Here is a 16758-nt window from a genome sequence, read left to right as displayed (position 1 = left end):
CTCACAACAAAGGAAACGCTCTCTATGTCCTACTTATTGCCTGCCGAATTTGCCACCAAGATGGTAGATGCTGGCGAAGCAAAGCTACATATGTCTACCCGCGATGCGCTGATTCGTGCCTTTATGGCGGGGGCCATTTTGGCCATCGCGGCGGTGTTTGCGGTGACCGTGGCGGTGCAAACCGGCTATCCAATTATCGGCGCTATCCTGTTTCCGGTGGGGTTCTCGATTCTTTACCTTATGGGCTTTGATCTTTTGACCGGGGTTTTTGTGTTAACCCCGCTGGCGTGGCTGGATAAGCGGCCGGGCGTGACGATTCCGCGTATTCTCAAGCACTGGGGTATTGTGTTTGTGGGTAATTTTGGTGGGGCATTAACGGTCGCTTTTCTAATGGCGATTGTGTTTACCTACGGCTTTAGTACCGAGCCTAGCGAAGTAGGGCGGGTGATTGGTGAAGTAGGCGAAGGGCGCACCGTGGGGTACAAGGAGTATGGTGCTGGCGGCATGGCGACGATTTTTATTCGCGGCATACTGTGTAATTGGATGGTCTCGCTGGGCGTGGTGGGGGCGATGATTTCAACCACGGTGAGCGGCAAGGTGATTGCCATGTGGATGCCGATTATGCTGTTCTTCGGCATGGGCTTTGAGCACTCGGTGGTCAACATGTTCCTGTTCCCCTCCGGGCTGATGATGGGCGGTAATTTCTCGATTATGGATTACCTGATCTGGAATGAGATACCGGTAGTGTTGGGTAACTTAATTGGTGGTTTGGCATTAACCGGCCTGACGCTCTACACCACCCACGTACGTACCGCGCCGCAAAAAGCCCTATGATTAGCTATTGTGAGTGAGCATTGTGCATCCAAACGGTCTGAACAACCCTACGCGGGGGCGCTGTAGACCCATCCCTGGGCGCTACTTTCGCCATCTGACCGCCATGGATGGCGGAAATGCCGGAATTGTTGGGAACATTTTCCGGCCATGGCGAAAGACCCCCGCTACGGGTTGATTCAGACCTCCGTAAAATTGCTAAAGCTTGTCATTAACCAAACCTTCGCTCCGGCGGAGGCTTTTTTTAGGGGAAGCATAATGGCAGCGCTGACCATTTCGCTCGGCCAGCACTCTGATAAAGGGCGCAAGCCAAGCAATCAGGATTTTTATGGCGCTTACCTGCCCAGAGATCCCCTGCGCGACACCAAAGGCATTGCGATCGCATTAGCCGATGGGATTAGCAGCAGCGATGTGAGCCGCGAGGCCAGCGAAGCAGCAGTAGGTGGCTTCTTGACGGACTACTACGCCACCCCGGCAACATGGGCGGTTAAAACCTCGGCCCAGCGGGTACTGCAGGCCACCAATGCATGGCTTTATGCCCAAACCCGGCAGAGCCAATACCGCTACAATCTTGACCGTGGCTATGTGTGTACCCTGAGCGCGATGGTGATTAAGTCTACTACCGCGCACCTGTTTCACGTTGGCGATAGTCGTATCTATCAGCTCGCTGGCAATACGCTGGAGCCGCTGACCGAGGATCACCGTTTCTGGGCCTCCCGGGAAGTCAGTCATTTAAGCCGCGCCATGGGGGCTAGCCAGCACCTGGAACTGGATTACTCCTCGGTATCGCTGAGTGTGGGCGATGTGTTCGTGCTCGCCACCGATGGCGTTTATGAGTGGCTAACTGGCGCCGAAATGGCCGCCCTGATTCACGCCCATTGGGGGGAACTAGACACGGCGGCTGAAGCGTTAATCGCGGCTGCTCTCGAGAAAGGCAGCGACGATAATCTCACCGTGCAGATTGTGCGCATTGATACCTTGCCCGAAAGCCATGCTAACGAACTCTATGCGGCGCTGAGCACGCTACCGTCACCGACCGAACTGCGCCCAGGGAGTGAGCTGGATGGCTACCGCATTGTGCGTCAATTGCATGCCAGTAGCCGCAGCCATGTCTACCTGGCGGAGGATATCGTCGGTGGCGAGAAGGTGGCGCTAAAAACGCTTTCGACCGAGCTCAGCCAAGACCCGGCAAGCATCGAGCGGTTTGTGCGTGAGGAGTGGATTGCCCGGCGCATCGATAATCAGCATGTGCTCAACGCCCCCGCTCAAGAGCGCCCTCGCAACTCCCTTTACACCGTGTTGGCGTATATCGAAGGGCAAACACTGACCCAATGGATGCGCGATCATCCCCAAGCTGAATTGGCCAGCGTACGCCCCATCGTCGAGCAGGTCGCCAAGGGGTTGCGCGCCTTTCATCGCCTGGAAATGCTGCACCAGGATTTGCGCCCCGACAACGTCATGATCGACAGCCATGGCACGGTGAAGCTGATCGACTTTGGTGCCGCCAAGGTGGCGGGCATTGCCGAAGAGGTAACCGAGAGCGACGATATCCTCGGTACCGCCCAGTACACTGCGCCGGAGTATTTTCTGGGTGAAGGTGGGTCGCCCCGTTCGGATCAATACTCCCTGGCGGTGATTACCTACCAAATGCTAACCGGCACGCTGCCCTACGGCACCGAAGTGGCCAAAACTCGCACCCGGGCGGCGCAGCATAAGCTTGCCTATCAGTCAGCGCTTGGTGAAAACCGCGAACTGCCCGCCTGGGTAGATGAGGTGCTCAAAAAGGCACTACACCCCAGCCCCCATAAACGTTTTCCGGCGCTTTCGGAGTTTATCTTCGAACTACGCTCGCCAAGCCCAGATATGCTGAAGCGCGCCCAGTTACCGCTGCTTGAGCGAGACCCGGTGCTGTTCTGGAAAGGTGTATCGTTAGTTCTGGCGCTAATGGTGATCTTCCTGTTAGTGCGTTAACAGCACTGAGATTAAGCAAGAAACAACAAACAGTAAAACCACAAAAAACGGGGTTGAAGTGGGGCGGATACCACCCCATATTAGTTAACACGCTATCAATAGAAAAGGATGTTAATGATGCAAACTGTGATACCCAACCCCGGTTTTGGTACTTTTCGCCTGGAAGGCGATACGCTCAAGCAGAGTATTCATGCGGCGCTTGAGGCGGGGTACCGGCACATCGATACGGCGCAGTTTTATGGCAATGAAAAAGGGGTAGGGGAGGCGATTCGCGACAGCAGCGTGCCACGTAGCGATATTTTTCTAACCACCAAGGTGTGGTTCGATAACCTAGAGCCCACAACGCTTAAAGCTAGCGTGGACGAAAGTCTGCAGAAATTAGGCACCGATTACGTTGACCTGCTGCTGATCCACTGGCCATCCCCAGAGGATGAAGTGCCGATGGTCGATTACCTGACGGCGCTTAAAGAGGTGAAAGCAGAGGGTAAGGCGCGCAATATCGGTATTTCCAACTTTACCATCGCACAGGTGGACGAAGCGGTTAGCATTCTGGGCAAAGGTGAAATTCTCACCAACCAGATCGAGGTTCATCCTTTCTTACAGAACCGTAAGCTGGTCGATCACTGCGAGCAGCATGGCATTCAGATTACCGCCTTTATGCCGCTGGCCGTGGGTAAAGTAATGGATGATCCGGTGCTTAAGCAGATCGCCGACGCACATAACGTTACGCCCGCGCAAATAGCGCTTGCTTGGGTAAAACAGCGCAACATGATTACGATCCCTTCATCGACCAAAGCGCGTAATATTCAAAGCAACATTGCCGCCTTTGATTTAGAACTAAGCGACAGCGAAATGGCGGAAATCGCCAAGCTGGATCGTAAAGAGCGTATTGCCAACCCGGATTTTGCACCCGCCTGGGATGAATAATGGGCATGAATACGCGGGCTGAAGATGTTAAAAGTTTTTGCTCGACTTGGAACACTAGAGAGTAGGCTTTGTCATAGCTCGTGTAATAGAGGGCGCCTGCTTAAAGCAGGCGTCTGTTAAATGCAGTGCTGTAAGCCAGGAGAAAACGATGAAACAGCGCAAGATTAAAGACAATGCGTTAAAAGCGCAGCTGCGAACGCCGATGTTTAAAATGCAGCAGCAAACGCCGAAAAAAGGCAAAGGCAGCTACTCCCGTAAAGGACACAACTCTCTGAGAGGGCATCGCCAAGCCGCTTAACCCAGCGTTTTGGCGATGCCTTCCCCAGGCTTGTGGATAAGATAACTCGGTATATCCCCATATTGGTGTGTATAAGTTAGGCCAATATAAATCAAACGCTTACACTCCATTTATATATTCTTCTTGTTGCTGGACTTGCCTGCTTTTATCCTCCGCTTAGAACCTATTTGGAACCTAGTTTTTATGGGCAAGACTACAGCGAAGCTAACAGCGCGATTATTGGAACGGCTGGCCTCCGAACTGCCAGAAGGGGATGAGGTTTGGGATTCAGAGTTTGGCGGTTATCACGTTCGCGCTGGTAAGCGAGGTTTATCAATACGCCTTTCCTACTACAACTCGCTGAATAAGCGGCGCGTTCTCACTATTGGTAAGTTTGGGGTCTACACCGCTACCCAAGCGCGTGAAACCGCTCGCGATGCACTTGCCGTTGTTGCCCAAGGCGGGGATCCCCGCGCCGCGATTGAGCAATCAAAAGCTGAGGCGACACACCAGCAGCAACAAACGCTTAGATCCTACCTACAGACTGATTATGCCGACCACCAGAAACGGCGTAAGGATGGCGACGCGACTCTAAGGCGCATTAAAAATAGCTTTGGCGATTGGCTTGACAAACCTATGGATACTTTCAGCCTGGGCGATGTTGAGCGATGGCAATCCAAAAAAGAGGCTGGCGATCCCGATGCATCTCCGCCGATAAAACCCCAGGCCTACGAGACCTTTAAACGCTCCTATGGAGCACTGCAAACACTACTTAACCACGCGGCGAAGCGTGGCGTCATCACACAAAACCCGTTAAAAGATATCACGCTGCAAAAGCCAGCGCTTACCAGCGATCAGCTTGAAGCCGAAGAAGGTCGCCGTTACCTTGAAAACAGCGAGCGCGAAGCCTTTTTTATGGGCCTTGAAGCCTACCAGCAAGAGAAGCGAGCCCAACGCCGGAGCAGACGTGCCAACGGTAGGTGGTATTTATCCGACCTCGATTCGTTTGCTTATGTTGACCATGCAGTACCGTGGCTAATGCTCATGTACTACACCGGCTTTCGTCCTGGTGATTTGTTTGGGCTGCGCTGGTCACAAATTAATTTTGAGTTTAAGAGCATTCGGAAGATCATCGAAAAAACCGCGCACCAATCGCCCGAGCCGCAGACTTTCCCGCTTTCGGATCAAGCCTTTCAGGTTTTGGAAACATGGTGGTTGCAGCGTGGCAAACCCAGCAGCGGGTTTGTTTTCCCCTCGCCGGAGACCGGCAAGCGACTAGGCAAAGATGCAATGCGGAGGCCATGGCAGCGCATTCGAAAATTGGCGGGACTATATGAGGGGATGGTGCTTTATACGCTTCGCCATAACTTTGCGAGTCAGTTGGTTATGGTGGGCGTCGATCTTCTTACCGTTAGCAAACTGATGGCTCACACCGATATTCAGACCACTATCAAATATTATGCCCACCTCCAGCCCGACCATAAGCGAAACGCGGTTCAGTTGTTCGCTCAGATCGGGCAGGGGGAAGAGGACATAGGCGATTAATTACGAGGCGATTGACGAACCGCGGTGCATTGAAGCTTCGGCGGTGCTTGAATAACTGTCGCTCGCTTCCAGCCATGCGTATACATCGGATAGGCGATAGCGCACATGGTGGCCACGCTTCACGAATTTAGGGCCAGGCCTACCAAGTAGCTGGCCAGTGCTGCGAGCTTTTCGCGCAGTGGCGGGCATGGCGGGAATTAGCCGGGGAAACACCACCACATCGGGTAGCTCGATCATGGCTAGGTCAACGCCTGCTTTTGCTCGGGCCAAAGCATCGGTTAACTCTTTATCAATATCGCGCATATCTGTAGTGCTCATTGGCTCTTCTCTCCCTTTTGACGCGCCCGCCAGCGGTTGAAGCGGTTGCGGATCATACGAAACGTTTGGCACGCGGCTGGGTTGCTATCCAGCTCGGCGCGGCTGGTGATTTTGCAGGCGGCGATTAGCCAATCGCGGGCGTCTTCTGCAGTATGGGTGCCGTCGGGTAATTGGCTTTCTGTTAGCTGGTGTTTGTACCGGCGGCGGCGATCTAGGTAGAGCTGGAACGCTTTATCTTGGCAAAGCATTGCTGCTTGGCGGGCGTTGGCGCCGCCTTTTGTGATGTTTTTCATCACTCCGCATCCTCTGCTTTGCTTTCTATTTTTTTGTCATCGGCCATTCTAGCCGCGCTTTTTGCGCAGCTATCACAAATCGCCACATTGCCCCTGTCGCCTGGGCGCTCTGCTGCAATTATGGCTTCCGCCTGATGCTCATTTTGGCCGCAAAAATCACAGCAAATCATCACGCACCCCCTTCGGCTTGGCGGCGTATTCTATCGGCTTCGTTCCAACACTGATTGGCGGCGATGGGCTGACTGTAGGCCTCAAGCCGCTCTGACATATCCAAAAGCGCCTTGGCCTTGATTAGCGCATCGCGCTTGCTCATGTCGATGGTTTCGATATCAACCGGCATGTTTACAAACGTCGCATTTCCTGCCGTATATTTTCTTAACTCCTCGCCGATTTTGCGCGCCGTATCCCGTTCTATATCGCCGGTCATTTTTATAATCACATAGCGTTTTTTGAGGTCAGTGGGCAGTGCTTCCAGCTTCGCTTTTTTAAGCGCAGCATATTTTTTTTCTAGAGAATCGAACGCTTCTGCAAACTCGACGCAGCCACCGAAGCCGCGGGATTCCCATAAATAGCGAACATGATCAACGTGCATATCACCGAGCACATCCAGTTGCCTTGCTGCCTCTTCGGGGTTTTCGCGAACCCAATCTGGATCAATGGCCATACTTCTCCCCTAAAATTCGAAACTTTGACGAGTGCCTTTCGGCGTGGGTTTCATTTCGATCGCTTCGCGGATCTCGATGACCTCTACCCGCGGCTTTATGTGGCTCGCGGCGCTCATGCCTAGCTGTAAGGCGCTGCCCACGCAAAAAGCCAGAACCGTAAACTTGATGACGTAGCGCCAATCTTTGGGTATTGGGTTATGCATCGTCCACACCGTCCTCTTTAACGTGCTCGATGGCTTTATCGGTATCGGCTTTCAGCCAATCGGGCCAACTGCGCTTAATGTTCTTTTCAATCTTTTGATGAACAGCGCCCGCCACTTGATAAGGGTTATTGCCTGCTCGCCACGCTCCATCCAATGCCAGCAACACAACATCGACCCACTCTTCTAGCTCGCCGCCGGATTGCTCTACCTCGATAAGCTCTTTGCGTATGTGGTCAATAATTCCTTTGAGTCGAGCACCAGGACCAAATCTCTCGCTAGAAAACTCCATTTGACGTTTAACTAAATTCGCTAAGTTCACGTTTTTACCGCCAAACTCTTCACCGGCATTCATCCACTCGAAGCACTTTTCGGCTTTCCAGTTATCGGGAAAAACTGCGTACTTACCGTTTGGAGCACGGTTTCTATCCATACCGCCTATTTGCTCTTGCTCGTGCTCTGAAACCTGCAGGCAGATAGGCTCTAAGCTGCTGTCGTGCCATTGGTCGCCAATTTTTACGCGCATGATTTACTCCTTTTTCAACAAGGTTCGGGCGGGAAGTATTCTTCCTGCTCGCTATAGGGTGATGGGGGGGCCGGGGCGAAGAGTTTTCGGGCGGCTTTTCGGGCTGCGATAGCGTCTTGGTACTCCGCTTCGCGGTCGGCCTTATAAAAATCGGAGCTCTGCCACGCTTTGAAGCGTTCGAGCTGGGCTTTTAGCTCCGCTGGGGAAGGCTCTCGGGGCTGAATATCTGGCCCCTGCGTACAGTTAGTGACACGAGTCCAAGGGCTTTCGGCTTCGCCTACAGCCTGAAAATCAACCCCCAACCCCGCGCCTTTCGCGCGCACTTGCCATTTATAAACGCGGGTCATGTACTCGCTGGAAAAGCCAGGGCGGCCGGTGGCCACTAGGCCGAACGTGACTTTTTGCTCTTCGCCGTACCGGCCTTTGGCGACCATGGCCTCGCTGCCGTAGTACTCGCCGGTGGCGTGGCTGAACGTCTCGATGTGCTCGCCCATGTTCATCTTGGTTTCGATCCATGGCTTAACCGGCTGGTCTTTGCGTTTGGTCATCGGGCCACCCATGAGCCTCAGAAATTGATCCCACTGACCCGCGTTGGCGGCTTTGCGTATTTGAGCGAAGCGCATGGCGGCGCAGGGGTACGGGCGGGTTGCGGCTTCCCAATCCTTTAGCATCGCGTCTTGCTTTTCGGTGAGGCGGCGCACTTCACGCCATACCGTGACGGAGGGCAGGCCGAGGAACTGAAACTGGCGGATGCCCCACACGCTCGCCCAGGCTTCGATACGCGGGGCGCTGTCGGTCATGGAGTGGTCGTATTTGTCGGCGTCCATGAACTGTTCGCCGTTTATGTTTTTGCTGATGTACTTGGCGACGTAACCGGCGGCGGTGCCTTTGCTGTAGTCGATGCGCTTGGCATCAAAGCGGGCTGTGGTTTTTCGGCCACGACTGAACAGCTCTTCTTGCTGCGATTCTTCGGCATACTCGCGCATAGTTTCAGTGACGGTCGTTTCGTCTTCCGGCTTCATCCAAAGCAGCAAATGCCAGTGGGGCGTGCCGTCGTGGTGGGGCTCTACGACGCGGATGCCGTAAACGCCGATGTCATCGCGGGCGAGCTTTGCGCGGATCTTCGCCCATAGCCCCTGCAGGTACTGCTGAGCCTCGCGGGGTGTGGCGCCTTCATATTTGCGGTTTCTAGCGCAGTTATTGGCAATCACGGCGTGCCACTTCGACGGCGTGGTCATGGTGTAGAACATGCCTTTATGGCCCAGGCGGCGAGCCTCGGCTTCGGTGTCACGTATGCGCAGCATCAATTCAGCGCGGCGGTGATCGGGGTTGGCCAAGCCCAACTCTGCGAGTTCTGCGAGGGTGTAGGTTTGGCCTTCCTGGTTGATGGCTTCGAGGGTTTCCAGCAGGGCGTTATTGCGTAAACGCTGAGAACGGCGGCGTTCGACCGTGAAGTCGCTGCAGTAGATGCCCGCCTGCTTGTGCACGCGGTGGGCTTCGCGCATGACTTGCTCAACCGTGCGGCCGCACTGGCGGCGCAACTTACGACGCCACCAAAGCGAACAGCTCAAGCGGGCTAGCTGGGTTTTGGCCGGGAGCTTGTCGCTGGGCGGGGCGATACCATGGAGTGCGCAGCGGTGGCGGCCCTGCTCGATGGCACTTGCACGAACGACCGACAGGCATAGCGGACGCAGGTAGTGCCACTGCTGAAAGCGGAAGTTGCCGATAAACGGCGGCGGTGTGAACTGGTTGCGGGCGCGGGCACAAGCGTCTTGATAGGCGCGGAATTGCTCATACAGCGGCTTGCTAGTGGCTACCATTTTTGGCTTGGCAGGTGGGAAGATGCCCAACCGTTGCAGGCGGTTTGCTTTAGCAATATCGCCTATCAAGATGCTCGCGTTTTTGTCGATGGCCGCCGCTTGGGCCTGGGCGTAATTGACCAGGGCGTCGTCGTCGTGGGTGGCGTTGAGGCTGCCGATAACCAAGCGCTTCTCAATGCTGACGATCCACTCGCTAGCGGCATGCAGACCTTCGATGGTGGTGGAGCCGCGATTAACCAGCGCATTCATTGCGCGGGTCAGCGCGGCTCGGATCGGCAGAAAGCGACCAAGGATAAACGATGGTTCTACCAGACCTTGAGCGTTGCGGCGTAGCCAGCGGTTACCCGCGGCGTTGCCGTGCTGCTTGGCCACGTAGACGAAACCGGCGGCGAGCTGTTCGGCCCAGGTGGGGAACTGGTCAAAGTATTGTTGCCGCCACTCGGCGCAGCCCATGCTGTTACGTGTGCCGGGCGCGCCGTAGTCGCGGGATTGTTCTATTGCCGACAGCATTAGCGACCCAACCCACTTTCTGCTTTTGCCAAGTCAATTCCCACCCAGCGATCACTAGCCCGCTCCGGGCGATGCTGGGCGGCGGCGATGTCGACTTGGTAATCATCAAATACGCTATCCAGTTGTGAGAGCTGGCAACCGAACTTATCTGATTCACGCAGAAGCTCAGCAGCGGCCATCTTGTGCCCCTTTTCGTTGAGCTGCTTAGCGAGATAGTCGAATCGGGCTTTCACGACATAAAGCGCGTGCATGGTGGTTTGAATGTTCACGCGACACCCCCTTCGATCATGCTTAACCAGCGGCGGGCTGCTTGGGAGTTGCCTTCCTCTTGCATGGCGTACATTTGCACCTTGTTAATATTCAGTACTGTATCCAGATCCCTTAGCCGCCCACCCAAGCCGCGAATTTCACGGCGAATCAAAGCCGCGCCAAATTTTTCACCGGCTGCCTCTAATTCATCGGCCAACTGCTCAAGCTGCGCCCCAATATCAAAATTGCCGTTCAATACATCGCTGATATTCACGCGACACCCCCTTCAATCATCGATAGCCAGTGATGGGCGGCTTGTGCGTTGCCCTCTTTCAAAGCGGCGATAGCGTGGCTGGCTAGCTCGCGGCTTGGGTGCGGGCGGCTGCCGTGCAGGCGTCCTTTTAGTTGGTTGGCGTAGCTGCTCATGCGGTGGATAGCACCGCGCAGGGCGTCGCGCTCGCGCTTGTTGAGCTGGCTGATTTGCAGCGTTGAATCCTGCAGCAAGTCAGCCGATTTAAGCAGCATGCGGCGCTCAGCGTGGGGCAGCTCTGCCCACAGCTCGACGAGGTCTAAATCATCCGAGCGCTTGTGCAGCTCGGCGCGGAGTTCACCGAAGCCCGCGCGGTCGGTTTGAACGCGGGGAGGGGCTTGGCGGGCGGGTAGTGGGGTTACGTTGGTCATGGCGGCCTCTCTCAGCAATTCAGCTCAGTGCTCTAAAACGATGGGGCGGCGGGTGTCGGCATCGACCACTTGGGCGAGGCCTGCGTCGCGGGCCTGCTGGATCATGCGATCCAAGTCGCGGGCGGTGAGCATTACCGGGCGGCCGGTGCTGTCGCGGAAAATCACAACGTGCGAGGTGCTCGCATCGACGTCGATCCGCGCGGACTCATTGACGCTATCGAGGTCAGCAAACGCCTGAATGGCTGCAACTTCGGCGGTGGCTTCACTGATGGCGTAATCGTTGACCAGCGTACCGATGGTGATGCGCAGCGCTTCGGCGCGGCTATCCCAGCGGTTTTGCCAGAGGATTTCGGTAGCCAGGTCAAACGGGGCTTTGGCGGCTTGAATCGGTGTGACGTTCATCGTTTGGCTTCCTTCTTGGGTTCGTCTATCAGGCGGATTTGGCCTTGGTTTTCTAGCCCCACCTTTTGCTTGAGCCAGGGTGAGAGCTTGATATTCACCGCCAGATTGGGGCGGTAGCTCGGTGCTAGCGTTTCTGAAATACTCAGCGCTGCTTTGCAGCGGTACCCGCATTTGAATTCATTGGTGCAGTGCAGGTAGAGCTCGCGGTACTCAGGCAAATGCGTCTTCGAAGTCCGCACTTTCATGTAGCTACCGCAATGAGGGCAGTCGAACCGAAGCCGACTGACCTCCTGCATATCGTTCTCTTCGTTTTGCTCAGTCACTTGGCCCTCTCTTCACTTCGTAAAGCGCTCGGCCCCGCCCGGTCATCCGGTTGCCATTGACCCGGATGCTCCGCGATATCAGGAACTCCATGGCGGCTTCGTCGGAATCAAGCCCGTGGCTTTTGCGAACCTGCCTCAGCGTGGCTTCAAGCTCAGGATCTATCGTGATTTCTGTTCGCCTATCTCTGGTGGGCATGCGTCACCTTTTCGGGGGTGGAACAGGGGTTGAAGAAGGGGCGGCATTACCCCGCACGGTCGCCCATACTTTTTTCGTGCAAGTCGCCAAGGCCTACCAGCTCGCGGGCTTGTCTCATTATCATTTCCCGCATGAGCGCGGCTTTGCTAATGCCTTGAAGGTTTGCGTGAGCCGTAATCACGGCGTCTTCGTACTCATCCAGGTAAACGCTTTTCTTGGTGCGGAGGCGCTTAGTGTCCTGATACATGAGGGTTTTCCTTATGCAGTGCGTGAGCTGGGGTTAATCGGCGATGAGGGTGTCGGCTTTGTACTGGCTCAGGCCGCGAAGCGAGAGCATGCGGATGGTTGCAGAGACGGTGCGCATTTCTTCACGCGCTACTTGTTCGATCCGCTCGCGCTCTTCGGCGGTGATGTAGATGTTGAGCTGCTGGTTACACGGTGCCTGCTGGGCACGAACGTTCTCTTTTGAGGGCATGGCGTTTACGTTTGGCATGGTTTAGGCTTCCTATTAATTCAATTTGGAGTACGTTGGTTATGAAAAATCGTTACCTTGACGGTGTTGCGGTGCCTGATTACGACGAGAAAGTTACCCAGGCACTGGCCGATGAATTCCCCAATAACGACGATGATGAAAATTGGCTTTCCGGCGGTTTCAATGACTTCCTTATGGGCATTGAGAATGAGACGGGCGAGGTGTATCGCCTGATTGGCTTGAGCATGAGTGAGCTGGTTGGTCTGACGAATCGCCTTGGCGACGTTGGCTTTCGTGACCAAGTGGGCGAACTAGAAGGGTCGCGGCGTGGATGCGCGTCCTTGATGGCCCATATTGGCGATAGCTAAGTTCGACATCTGGCCAGCCGCAGCTAAAGACATCATTGATGAAGCGAGCGATATCGCCGGTTTCTTCCAGTTTGGCCGCTGCCTTTTGCAGGTGGCCATTGGCTTGAGCAGAGGAAAGACCGGGATGGTTTGCTGGGTCGCCGGAGCTTGTGGCCGACAGCACACAAATTGGGTAATTGACTTTAGCGCCGGCCGCTTCTACGAACGCCTGCTCTACCTTGGCCAGTTCCTCATGAGCAAGCCCACGGCTGTCGTTGATTTCTCGAAGGCCGATTCGAAGCGCCGAGGCGAATTCATCGGCGATGTCTTCGAGCTTGCCGTGATTGATACGGTGCCTGGCTAGCTCGCCCATCACCTCGATAAAGACACGGCTAGCGAGTGCGCTTTGCTTGGGGTTGAGCTGGTCGGCGGGTGCTTTTGGGTCGGGATGGGCAATCATGGTCTAAGGCTCCTGAAGGTGTAGCAAATTGAACAAACGTGCATCATGGATCGAAAGATAATGCACATAATTGCATTAGTCAAAGGTTGACGAGGATATTTTGTGCAAATTTTTGATCGGCTAAAAATCGAAAGGCAGAGGCTGGGTCTATCTCAGGACGAATTTGCTCGTCAAGCGGGCGTGTCCAAACGTGCACAGGCAAACTATGAAAGCGGCGAGAGATACCCGAAAACGGATTACTTAGAAACAATTCACAGCTTTGGAGTGGATACGAATTTCATTGTCACCGGCGAACGCAGTGATGGCTCGACCAAGACCAGCAGCGCTGAACAACAAGCGGCTTATCTAGATCAGCAACTAAACGATCCCAACGTGGCATCAATACCGATGTATGACGTTGAGTGTGCGGCGGGTAGTGGGCGGAGTTTTGAAGGCGAAACGGTTCTGGGCTATTTCCATATGGATCGCACGGTTCTCGCAGAGCTGAAACTCCCTGCTGATTCGGGCGCCTGGGTGCGGGCGCGCGGCGATTCCATGGTCGGCACGATTGACGATGGCGATTATGTCTTTGTCGACTTCACCCAGCGCGACCCTAGCCGCGAGGGCGTGTACTTGATTTTGATGGATGGCGAGCGCCGGATTAAGCGCATGCAGCGCGTGGCGGGCGGGGGCTGGCTGCTGATTAGTGACAACACACGGTACGACAAAGAGTTGATTAAACCGGAACAAAAGCAGTTTGTAGAAGTGCTGGGGCGGTGTTTGGTGAACTTAGGGCAGGTGCTTTAAGAAATTTGTAGAAATAATAAAGGGGTTGGGAACAATGGAGATAATCTTAGTCGCTATTATTTTTGTCGCTGTATTTGGCTTTTTTAGCGCGGCTATCAATGATCGCAAGGCCGCCAGAAAAGCCGGTGAACCCACCGGTTCTTTGCGATGGCATTTTAAGCAATATATAGCTAAAGAGGATGCGAAAAAGCGAGAACGAAAAGCCGCCAAGCAGGCTAATAAACAGCAAAAGCCCACCTCCGGCGAGCGCGTCTTTAGTCGTAAAGGTAACGATCTTTCAGGGACTGTAAACAACAAGCCTAGTGTTAGCCCAACTGAAAGCCGCTCTACTAAAACCGTTTTACCACTTGGTGCGTTACGCTTCACTTACGAAGACTTCAATGGCGGTATCACGCATCGTGAGGTCACTAATTGGAAAGAAGAAGGCGATTATATCAAGGGCTTTTGCCTTGACCGCCGTGATACGCGCACTTTTCGCAAAGATCGGATTATTGCCTTTAGCGAGGGCGAGCATCTGTTAAAAGGCGTTACAGCGCCAAGCTATTCACGCCCTCGACCAACCACAAGCAAGCCCATCGTTAGCTCCAAACCTATGGAAATTCTGTTCACTGGCTTTCCAAAAGAAAAACGTGCGTCTCTTGAGGCGCAGGCTGCCGATGAAGGTATGTTGGTTCGCACGCGCGTTACTAAAGCACTGGACTTTCTTTGTGTTGGCCCAAAGGCGGCACCTTCAAAACAAGTTGAGGCCGAGCACCGTGGCGCGACGGTGCTTGATGAAATGGCATTTTATGATTTAGTTGAAAGCGGCGAGTTACCAGACCGCTAACACGAAGCACAGAAAATATTTTAATTAAACAGTGAAAGGGATTAAGGGAATGAAAGTATTTCAACTAGCAGCAATTGCGTTTACTGGCTTGGCTTTAGCGGGCTGTAAAACTGAACTCAATGCAGATATTCCATTAAGCGCACTCTTAGATTCAGAGGTGGCCAGCGTTCCAGGCACAGTTCGTCTTGAGGTGCTTAATTGCAATGATTACGAGGATAGCCGCCAGCCCTCCGATTCGCTGGTGAAAGCTCAAGAGATACTGCCGACTATCTTCCCTGGCGCTGAATTTACTGAGTGCTATTCGCAGAATATGAACAGCTGGGCGGAGTTCAATATTGATTTGCCCATTGATCGTGATGATAATTCCGAAGCTTTCGCTTCTGATGACTCTTTCAATATCACTACTACTGAGAACCTTCCGCTTGGTGTTGCCGCGCCGCCTGCCTTGCTTAATCGCATGGAGAAAGCCCGTGAGTCTGAAATGATGATGCCCGACTTTGAATACGGCATCAGTTTTAATGTGATTAACGATACTGATGATGTATTTCCGGTAACGGTACTCTCTGCATGGGCCGACGATATACCTCTTACTTTACAGGGCTTGAACATCCCTGCTGGTGAGCAATTTACGCTCCGTCTTTCTGACGTAGTCATTGACCGCGCTATTTATAACGGTGAAGCATCGGTGCTTATCGACCTTGAAAAACTGATAGATCAACGCGGCTAATCTATGCGCCTAACCTACCTTGGCCCGTTGGCGATGGGGCTAGACCACCCCGCACTTGAGGCCGTGACGTGTGATGACTACTCGCCGAACTGCTTTGCCGTTGAGGCAACCAGCGATGCAGGTGTACATGGTTCGGTGATCGAGGGTGATGTGCTGGTGGTGGATGAGTCGCGCAGCCTGGGGCATGACGATCTAGTGGTGGTGGAAATGGACGATGCGCTGCACTTGTATAAGACGTTTCGTATCGGCCCACGGTTTCGGTTGCTGCCGCCGGGCGGCGGTACCGGCCTAATGGCCACGGCGCGGATGGTGCGCGGCGTAGTGGTGCATCAAGCGCGGTTGGCATTGGATGAGGCATTATGACGATGAATATCGCCAGCGCCTAAAAATAGCCCCGCTTTGCGGGGCTTTTGTTTATGCATGGGTTAACTTTTCTAGCGCGGCGGTGGCGATAAATGCTGAGCGGCTTTTGATACCGTGTGTGTTGACGTATTTGTCGATTTGGCGGATGACATGCCCTGGCAGCGTGACATTTACTTTTTCAGTTTTGCCCAGGTACGGGGTGATATCGATGTCGATAATTCCCCAGCCCCATCCTTCAAAGTCAGGGTTTTTCCGGTGCTCTGCAATGCTGCGCGGCATCGGAATGTCTTTTCCGTCGTTTGCCAGCTCTTCTAGCTGAATATGTGCGACTTCAACCGCCATTTCATAGGCGTGCTCGGTAGTGTCGCCCGCCGTTACGGCGCCTGGAATATCCGGAATCACGATGCCGGTGGCGTACTGTTCATCACCCCACTCGATTGCAATCGGATATTGCATAGTTTTTCTCCTGGTTGGCTTAACTGCCGGGCTACTTGAGCCCGGCGAGTTTCCTGATGCTGTGTATGGTGCCTTTTGGTAGATCTTTTTTCGGATGTGGTATTGGTACGCTGTTGGTTTTGGTGGGGTGCTTAAAAATGTGGTGACTCCCACTAACCCGATCAAGGTACCAACCATCCGCTTCTATCTCTTTGATAATGTCGCTGCTTTTCACCCCCTACTCCTTATTTGCCCTTATGTTGTAACTATAACCCTGGAGTTACCTTTGGTCAATATTTTTATAACTCTGGGCGTATATTTTAGCCTTTTGTTTCCATCCTAATACTGCAGGTATACCCCCGCTCCGTGAAATTGTGGGTGACTTCGTCAATGATCCAGGGCGTGGCGTCGATCTCTGGCTTGTAGCCTTCGGCAGTGACCGGGGTTTCGGGGTAGATGTCGGCGCGGCCTTCGGCTAGATCCAGCGTTAATTCTGAATGTTTCCTCTGCAGGCGCTTGAGTTCGGCGCTTGCCTCTTCAATGGCGTGGGCTTCGCTTGCGTAGGTGTGGCGTAGCCGCTTGGTGTTGTCGCTGCTGCCCACCAGTAC

Annotated in this window: 28 protein-coding genes and 1 pseudogene; 11 read left to right on the top strand and 18 right to left on the bottom strand. The window is 54.1% G+C overall.

All coding sequences use genetic code 11. From position 1 onward, the window contains the following. Positions 1–24 precede the first annotated feature (24 nt). The 5 genes from QT231_RS18375 (at position 25) to QT231_RS18355 (ending at position 5551) form a co-directional block, all read left to right on the top strand. The gene (locus tag QT231_RS18375; protein ID WP_215093853.1) at positions 25–834 is read left to right on the top strand and encodes a formate/nitrite transporter family protein; all 810 of its coding nucleotides are present in this window, start codon (positions 25–27) and stop codon (positions 832–834) included. A 255-nt stretch (positions 835–1089) separates the two neighbouring features. Beyond that, on the top strand, positions 1090–2802 hold the full coding sequence (locus QT231_RS18370) for a bifunctional protein-serine/threonine kinase/phosphatase (RefSeq protein ID WP_308338278.1): 1713 nt from the start codon (positions 1090–1092) through the stop codon (positions 2800–2802). 108 nt (positions 2803–2910) lie between these two features. Next, positions 2911–3729, top strand: a complete 819-nt coding sequence (gene dkgB / locus QT231_RS18365; protein ID WP_308338277.1) for a 2,5-didehydrogluconate reductase DkgB — start codon at positions 2911–2913, stop codon at positions 3727–3729. A gap of 148 nt (positions 3730–3877) precedes the next feature. Continuing rightward, entirely contained in the window at positions 3878–4027 is a 150-nt protein-coding gene (gene arfA / locus QT231_RS18360) for an alternative ribosome rescue factor ArfA (protein ID WP_308338276.1), read from the top strand. Between the two features lie 183 nt (positions 4028–4210). Next, positions 4211–5551 carry a site-specific integrase gene (locus QT231_RS18355; protein ID WP_308338275.1) on the top strand — a complete coding sequence of 447 codons (1341 nt, stop codon included), beginning with the start codon at positions 4211–4213 and terminating at the stop codon, positions 5549–5551. Here QT231_RS18355 and QT231_RS18350 read toward each other — a convergent pair whose 3' ends face one another. From QT231_RS18350 to QT231_RS18285, 15 genes are read right to left on the bottom strand one after another with little or no spacing between them, the layout of a single operon-like run. After that, positions 5552–5869, bottom strand: coding sequence for a hypothetical protein (locus QT231_RS18350; RefSeq protein ID WP_308338274.1), 318 nt, complete (start codon positions 5867–5869; stop codon positions 5552–5554). Beyond that, on the bottom strand, positions 5866–6162 hold the full coding sequence (locus QT231_RS18345) for a hypothetical protein (RefSeq protein ID WP_308338273.1): 297 nt from the start codon (positions 6160–6162) through the stop codon (positions 5866–5868). The genes QT231_RS18350 and QT231_RS18345 overlap by 4 nt, the downstream gene beginning before the upstream one ends. Further along, positions 6162–6332, bottom strand: a complete 171-nt coding sequence (locus tag QT231_RS24330; protein ID WP_374694412.1) for a ClpX C4-type zinc finger protein — start codon at positions 6330–6332, stop codon at positions 6162–6164. The genes QT231_RS18345 and QT231_RS24330 overlap by 1 nt, the downstream gene beginning before the upstream one ends. Continuing rightward, a complete protein-coding gene (locus tag QT231_RS18340; protein ID WP_308338271.1) occupies positions 6332–6826 on the bottom strand; it encodes a hypothetical protein in 495 nt (164 codons plus the stop codon). Before QT231_RS18340 ends, QT231_RS24330 begins: the two co-directional genes overlap by 1 nt. Before the next feature lie 9 nt (positions 6827–6835). Then, positions 6836–7030 (bottom strand): hypothetical protein, encoded by a 195-nt coding sequence (locus QT231_RS18335; RefSeq protein WP_308338269.1) that lies wholly within the window; start codon positions 7028–7030, stop codon positions 6836–6838. Then, entirely contained in the window at positions 7023–7553 is a 531-nt protein-coding gene (locus QT231_RS18330; RefSeq protein ID WP_308338268.1) for a dATP/dGTP pyrophosphohydrolase domain-containing protein, read from the bottom strand. The genes QT231_RS18335 and QT231_RS18330 overlap by 8 nt, the downstream gene beginning before the upstream one ends. 14 nt (positions 7554–7567) lie before the next feature. Next, entirely contained in the window at positions 7568–9883 is a 2316-nt protein-coding gene (locus QT231_RS18325; protein ID WP_308338267.1) for a replication endonuclease, read from the bottom strand. Beyond that, positions 9883–10152 carry a hypothetical protein gene (locus QT231_RS18320; RefSeq protein ID WP_308338266.1) on the bottom strand — a complete coding sequence of 90 codons (270 nt, stop codon included), beginning with the start codon at positions 10150–10152 and terminating at the stop codon, positions 9883–9885. Before QT231_RS18320 ends, QT231_RS18325 begins: the two co-directional genes overlap by 1 nt. Beyond that, a complete protein-coding gene (locus QT231_RS18315) occupies positions 10149–10406 on the bottom strand; it encodes a hypothetical protein (RefSeq protein ID WP_308338265.1) in 258 nt (85 codons plus the stop codon). The genes QT231_RS18320 and QT231_RS18315 overlap by 4 nt, the downstream gene beginning before the upstream one ends. Then, a complete protein-coding gene (locus QT231_RS18310; RefSeq protein WP_308338264.1) occupies positions 10403–10813 on the bottom strand; it encodes a hypothetical protein in 411 nt (136 codons plus the stop codon). The genes QT231_RS18315 and QT231_RS18310 overlap by 4 nt, the downstream gene beginning before the upstream one ends. A 24-nt stretch (positions 10814–10837) precedes the next feature. Continuing rightward, positions 10838–11215 carry a hypothetical protein gene (locus tag QT231_RS18305; protein ID WP_308338263.1) on the bottom strand — a complete coding sequence of 126 codons (378 nt, stop codon included), beginning with the start codon at positions 11213–11215 and terminating at the stop codon, positions 10838–10840. Beyond that, positions 11212–11538, bottom strand: a complete 327-nt coding sequence (locus QT231_RS18300; RefSeq protein ID WP_308338262.1) for an ogr/Delta-like zinc finger family protein — start codon at positions 11536–11538, stop codon at positions 11212–11214. Before QT231_RS18300 ends, QT231_RS18305 begins: the two co-directional genes overlap by 4 nt. Continuing rightward, positions 11531–11734 carry a hypothetical protein gene (locus tag QT231_RS18295; RefSeq protein ID WP_308338261.1) on the bottom strand — a complete coding sequence of 68 codons (204 nt, stop codon included), beginning with the start codon at positions 11732–11734 and terminating at the stop codon, positions 11531–11533. The genes QT231_RS18300 and QT231_RS18295 overlap by 8 nt, the downstream gene beginning before the upstream one ends. A 46-nt stretch (positions 11735–11780) precedes the next feature. After that, a complete protein-coding gene (locus tag QT231_RS18290) occupies positions 11781–11981 on the bottom strand; it encodes a ribbon-helix-helix protein, CopG family (protein ID WP_125746381.1) in 201 nt (66 codons plus the stop codon). Positions 11982–12014: 33 nt separating this feature from the next. After that, a complete protein-coding gene (locus tag QT231_RS18285; RefSeq protein ID WP_308338260.1) occupies positions 12015–12227 on the bottom strand; it encodes a hypothetical protein in 213 nt (70 codons plus the stop codon). 41 nt (positions 12228–12268) lie between these two features. Between QT231_RS18285 and QT231_RS18280 the strand changes: the two genes are divergently transcribed. The 6 genes from QT231_RS18280 (at position 12269) to QT231_RS18255 (ending at position 15715) form a co-directional block, all read left to right on the top strand. Further along, complete coding sequence (locus QT231_RS18280; RefSeq protein ID WP_308338259.1) at positions 12269–12574, top strand: hypothetical protein; 306 nt, start codon at positions 12269–12271, stop codon at positions 12572–12574. After that, on the top strand, positions 12561–12917 hold the full coding sequence (locus QT231_RS18275; protein WP_308338258.1) for a hypothetical protein: 357 nt from the start codon (positions 12561–12563) through the stop codon (positions 12915–12917). The genes QT231_RS18280 and QT231_RS18275 overlap by 14 nt, the downstream gene beginning before the upstream one ends. 198 nt (positions 12918–13115) lie before the next feature. After that, the gene (locus QT231_RS18270) at positions 13116–13799 is read left to right on the top strand and encodes a S24 family peptidase (RefSeq protein ID WP_308338257.1); all 684 of its coding nucleotides are present in this window, start codon (positions 13116–13118) and stop codon (positions 13797–13799) included. Between the two features lie 34 nt (positions 13800–13833). Then, complete coding sequence (locus QT231_RS18265) at positions 13834–14625, top strand: hypothetical protein (RefSeq protein WP_308338256.1); 792 nt, start codon at positions 13834–13836, stop codon at positions 14623–14625. 49 nt (positions 14626–14674) lie between these two features. Then, the gene (locus QT231_RS18260) at positions 14675–15352 is read left to right on the top strand and encodes a hypothetical protein (RefSeq protein WP_308338255.1); all 678 of its coding nucleotides are present in this window, start codon (positions 14675–14677) and stop codon (positions 15350–15352) included. A 3-nt stretch (positions 15353–15355) separates the two neighbouring features. Beyond that, positions 15356–15715: a hypothetical protein gene (locus tag QT231_RS18255; protein WP_308338254.1), complete on the top strand. Its 360-nt coding sequence runs from the start codon at positions 15356–15358 to the stop codon at positions 15713–15715. Between the two features lie 51 nt (positions 15716–15766). Here QT231_RS18255 and QT231_RS18250 read toward each other — a convergent pair whose 3' ends face one another. From QT231_RS18250 to QT231_RS18240, 3 genes and pseudogenes are all read right to left on the bottom strand, one after another. Next, on the bottom strand, positions 15767–16171 hold the full coding sequence (locus tag QT231_RS18250; protein ID WP_308338253.1) for a type II toxin-antitoxin system HicB family antitoxin: 405 nt from the start codon (positions 16169–16171) through the stop codon (positions 15767–15769). Positions 16172–16202: 31 nt separating this feature from the next. Then, the gene (locus QT231_RS18245; protein WP_308338252.1) at positions 16203–16385 is read right to left on the bottom strand and encodes a type II toxin-antitoxin system HicA family toxin; all 183 of its coding nucleotides are present in this window, start codon (positions 16383–16385) and stop codon (positions 16203–16205) included. An 85-nt stretch (positions 16386–16470) separates the two neighbouring features. Next, a pseudogene (locus QT231_RS18240) lies at positions 16471–16758 on the bottom strand (phage late control D family protein); the annotation flags it as partial.

It is taken from the genome of Halomonas sp. SpR1 (genome assembly GCF_031010175.1).
In the GTDB taxonomy this organism is placed as follows: Bacteria; Pseudomonadota; Gammaproteobacteria; order Pseudomonadales; family Halomonadaceae; genus Vreelandella.
This window is presented reverse-complemented; position numbering and strand designations above follow the sequence as displayed.

Excerpts from the sequence above, each read along its gene's own strand:
- QT231_RS18305 (WP_308338263.1), bottom strand. The coding sequence starts at position 11,215 with ATGAACGTCACACCGATTCAAGCCGCCAAAGCCCCGTTTGACCTGGCT.
- QT231_RS18330 (WP_308338268.1), bottom strand. The coding sequence starts at position 7,553 with ATGCGCGTAAAAATTGGCGACCAATGGCACGACAGCAGCTTAGAGCCT.
- QT231_RS18255 (WP_308338254.1), top strand. The coding sequence starts at position 15,356 with ATGCGCCTAACCTACCTTGGCCCGTTGGCGATGGGGCTAGACCACCCC.
- QT231_RS18290 (WP_125746381.1), bottom strand. The coding sequence starts at position 11,981 with ATGTATCAGGACACTAAGCGCCTCCGCACCAAGAAAAGCGTTTACCTG.
- QT231_RS18260 (WP_308338255.1), top strand. The coding sequence starts at position 14,675 with ATGAAAGTATTTCAACTAGCAGCAATTGCGTTTACTGGCTTGGCTTTA.
- QT231_RS18285 (WP_308338260.1), bottom strand. The coding sequence starts at position 12,227 with ATGCCAAACGTAAACGCCATGCCCTCAAAAGAGAACGTTCGTGCCCAG.
- QT231_RS24330 (WP_374694412.1), bottom strand. The coding sequence starts at position 6,332 with ATGATTTGCTGTGATTTTTGCGGCCAAAATGAGCATCAGGCGGAAGCC.
- QT231_RS18350 (WP_308338274.1), bottom strand. The coding sequence starts at position 5,869 with ATGAGCACTACAGATATGCGCGATATTGATAAAGAGTTAACCGATGCT.
- QT231_RS18295 (WP_308338261.1), bottom strand. The coding sequence starts at position 11,734 with ATGCCCACCAGAGATAGGCGAACAGAAATCACGATAGATCCTGAGCTT.
- QT231_RS18335 (WP_308338269.1), bottom strand. The coding sequence starts at position 7,030 with ATGCATAACCCAATACCCAAAGATTGGCGCTACGTCATCAAGTTTACG.
- QT231_RS18355 (WP_308338275.1), top strand. The coding sequence starts at position 4,211 with ATGGGCAAGACTACAGCGAAGCTAACAGCGCGATTATTGGAACGGCTG.
- QT231_RS18280 (WP_308338259.1), top strand. The coding sequence starts at position 12,269 with ATGAAAAATCGTTACCTTGACGGTGTTGCGGTGCCTGATTACGACGAG.
- QT231_RS18325 (WP_308338267.1), bottom strand. The coding sequence starts at position 9,883 with ATGCTGTCGGCAATAGAACAATCCCGCGACTACGGCGCGCCCGGCACA.
- QT231_RS18265 (WP_308338256.1), top strand. The coding sequence starts at position 13,834 with ATGGAGATAATCTTAGTCGCTATTATTTTTGTCGCTGTATTTGGCTTT.
- arfA (WP_308338276.1), top strand. The coding sequence starts at position 3,878 with ATGAAACAGCGCAAGATTAAAGACAATGCGTTAAAAGCGCAGCTGCGA.
- dkgB (WP_308338277.1), top strand. The coding sequence starts at position 2,911 with ATGTTAATGATGCAAACTGTGATACCCAACCCCGGTTTTGGTACTTTT.
- QT231_RS18310 (WP_308338264.1), bottom strand. The coding sequence starts at position 10,813 with ATGACCAACGTAACCCCACTACCCGCCCGCCAAGCCCCTCCCCGCGTT.
- QT231_RS18250 (WP_308338253.1), bottom strand. The coding sequence starts at position 16,171 with ATGCAATATCCGATTGCAATCGAGTGGGGTGATGAACAGTACGCCACC.
- QT231_RS18375 (WP_215093853.1), top strand. The coding sequence starts at position 25 with ATGTCCTACTTATTGCCTGCCGAATTTGCCACCAAGATGGTAGATGCT.
- QT231_RS18345 (WP_308338273.1), bottom strand. The coding sequence starts at position 6,162 with ATGAAAAACATCACAAAAGGCGGCGCCAACGCCCGCCAAGCAGCAATG.
- QT231_RS18340 (WP_308338271.1), bottom strand. The coding sequence starts at position 6,826 with ATGGCCATTGATCCAGATTGGGTTCGCGAAAACCCCGAAGAGGCAGCA.
- QT231_RS18370 (WP_308338278.1), top strand. The coding sequence starts at position 1,090 with ATGGCAGCGCTGACCATTTCGCTCGGCCAGCACTCTGATAAAGGGCGC.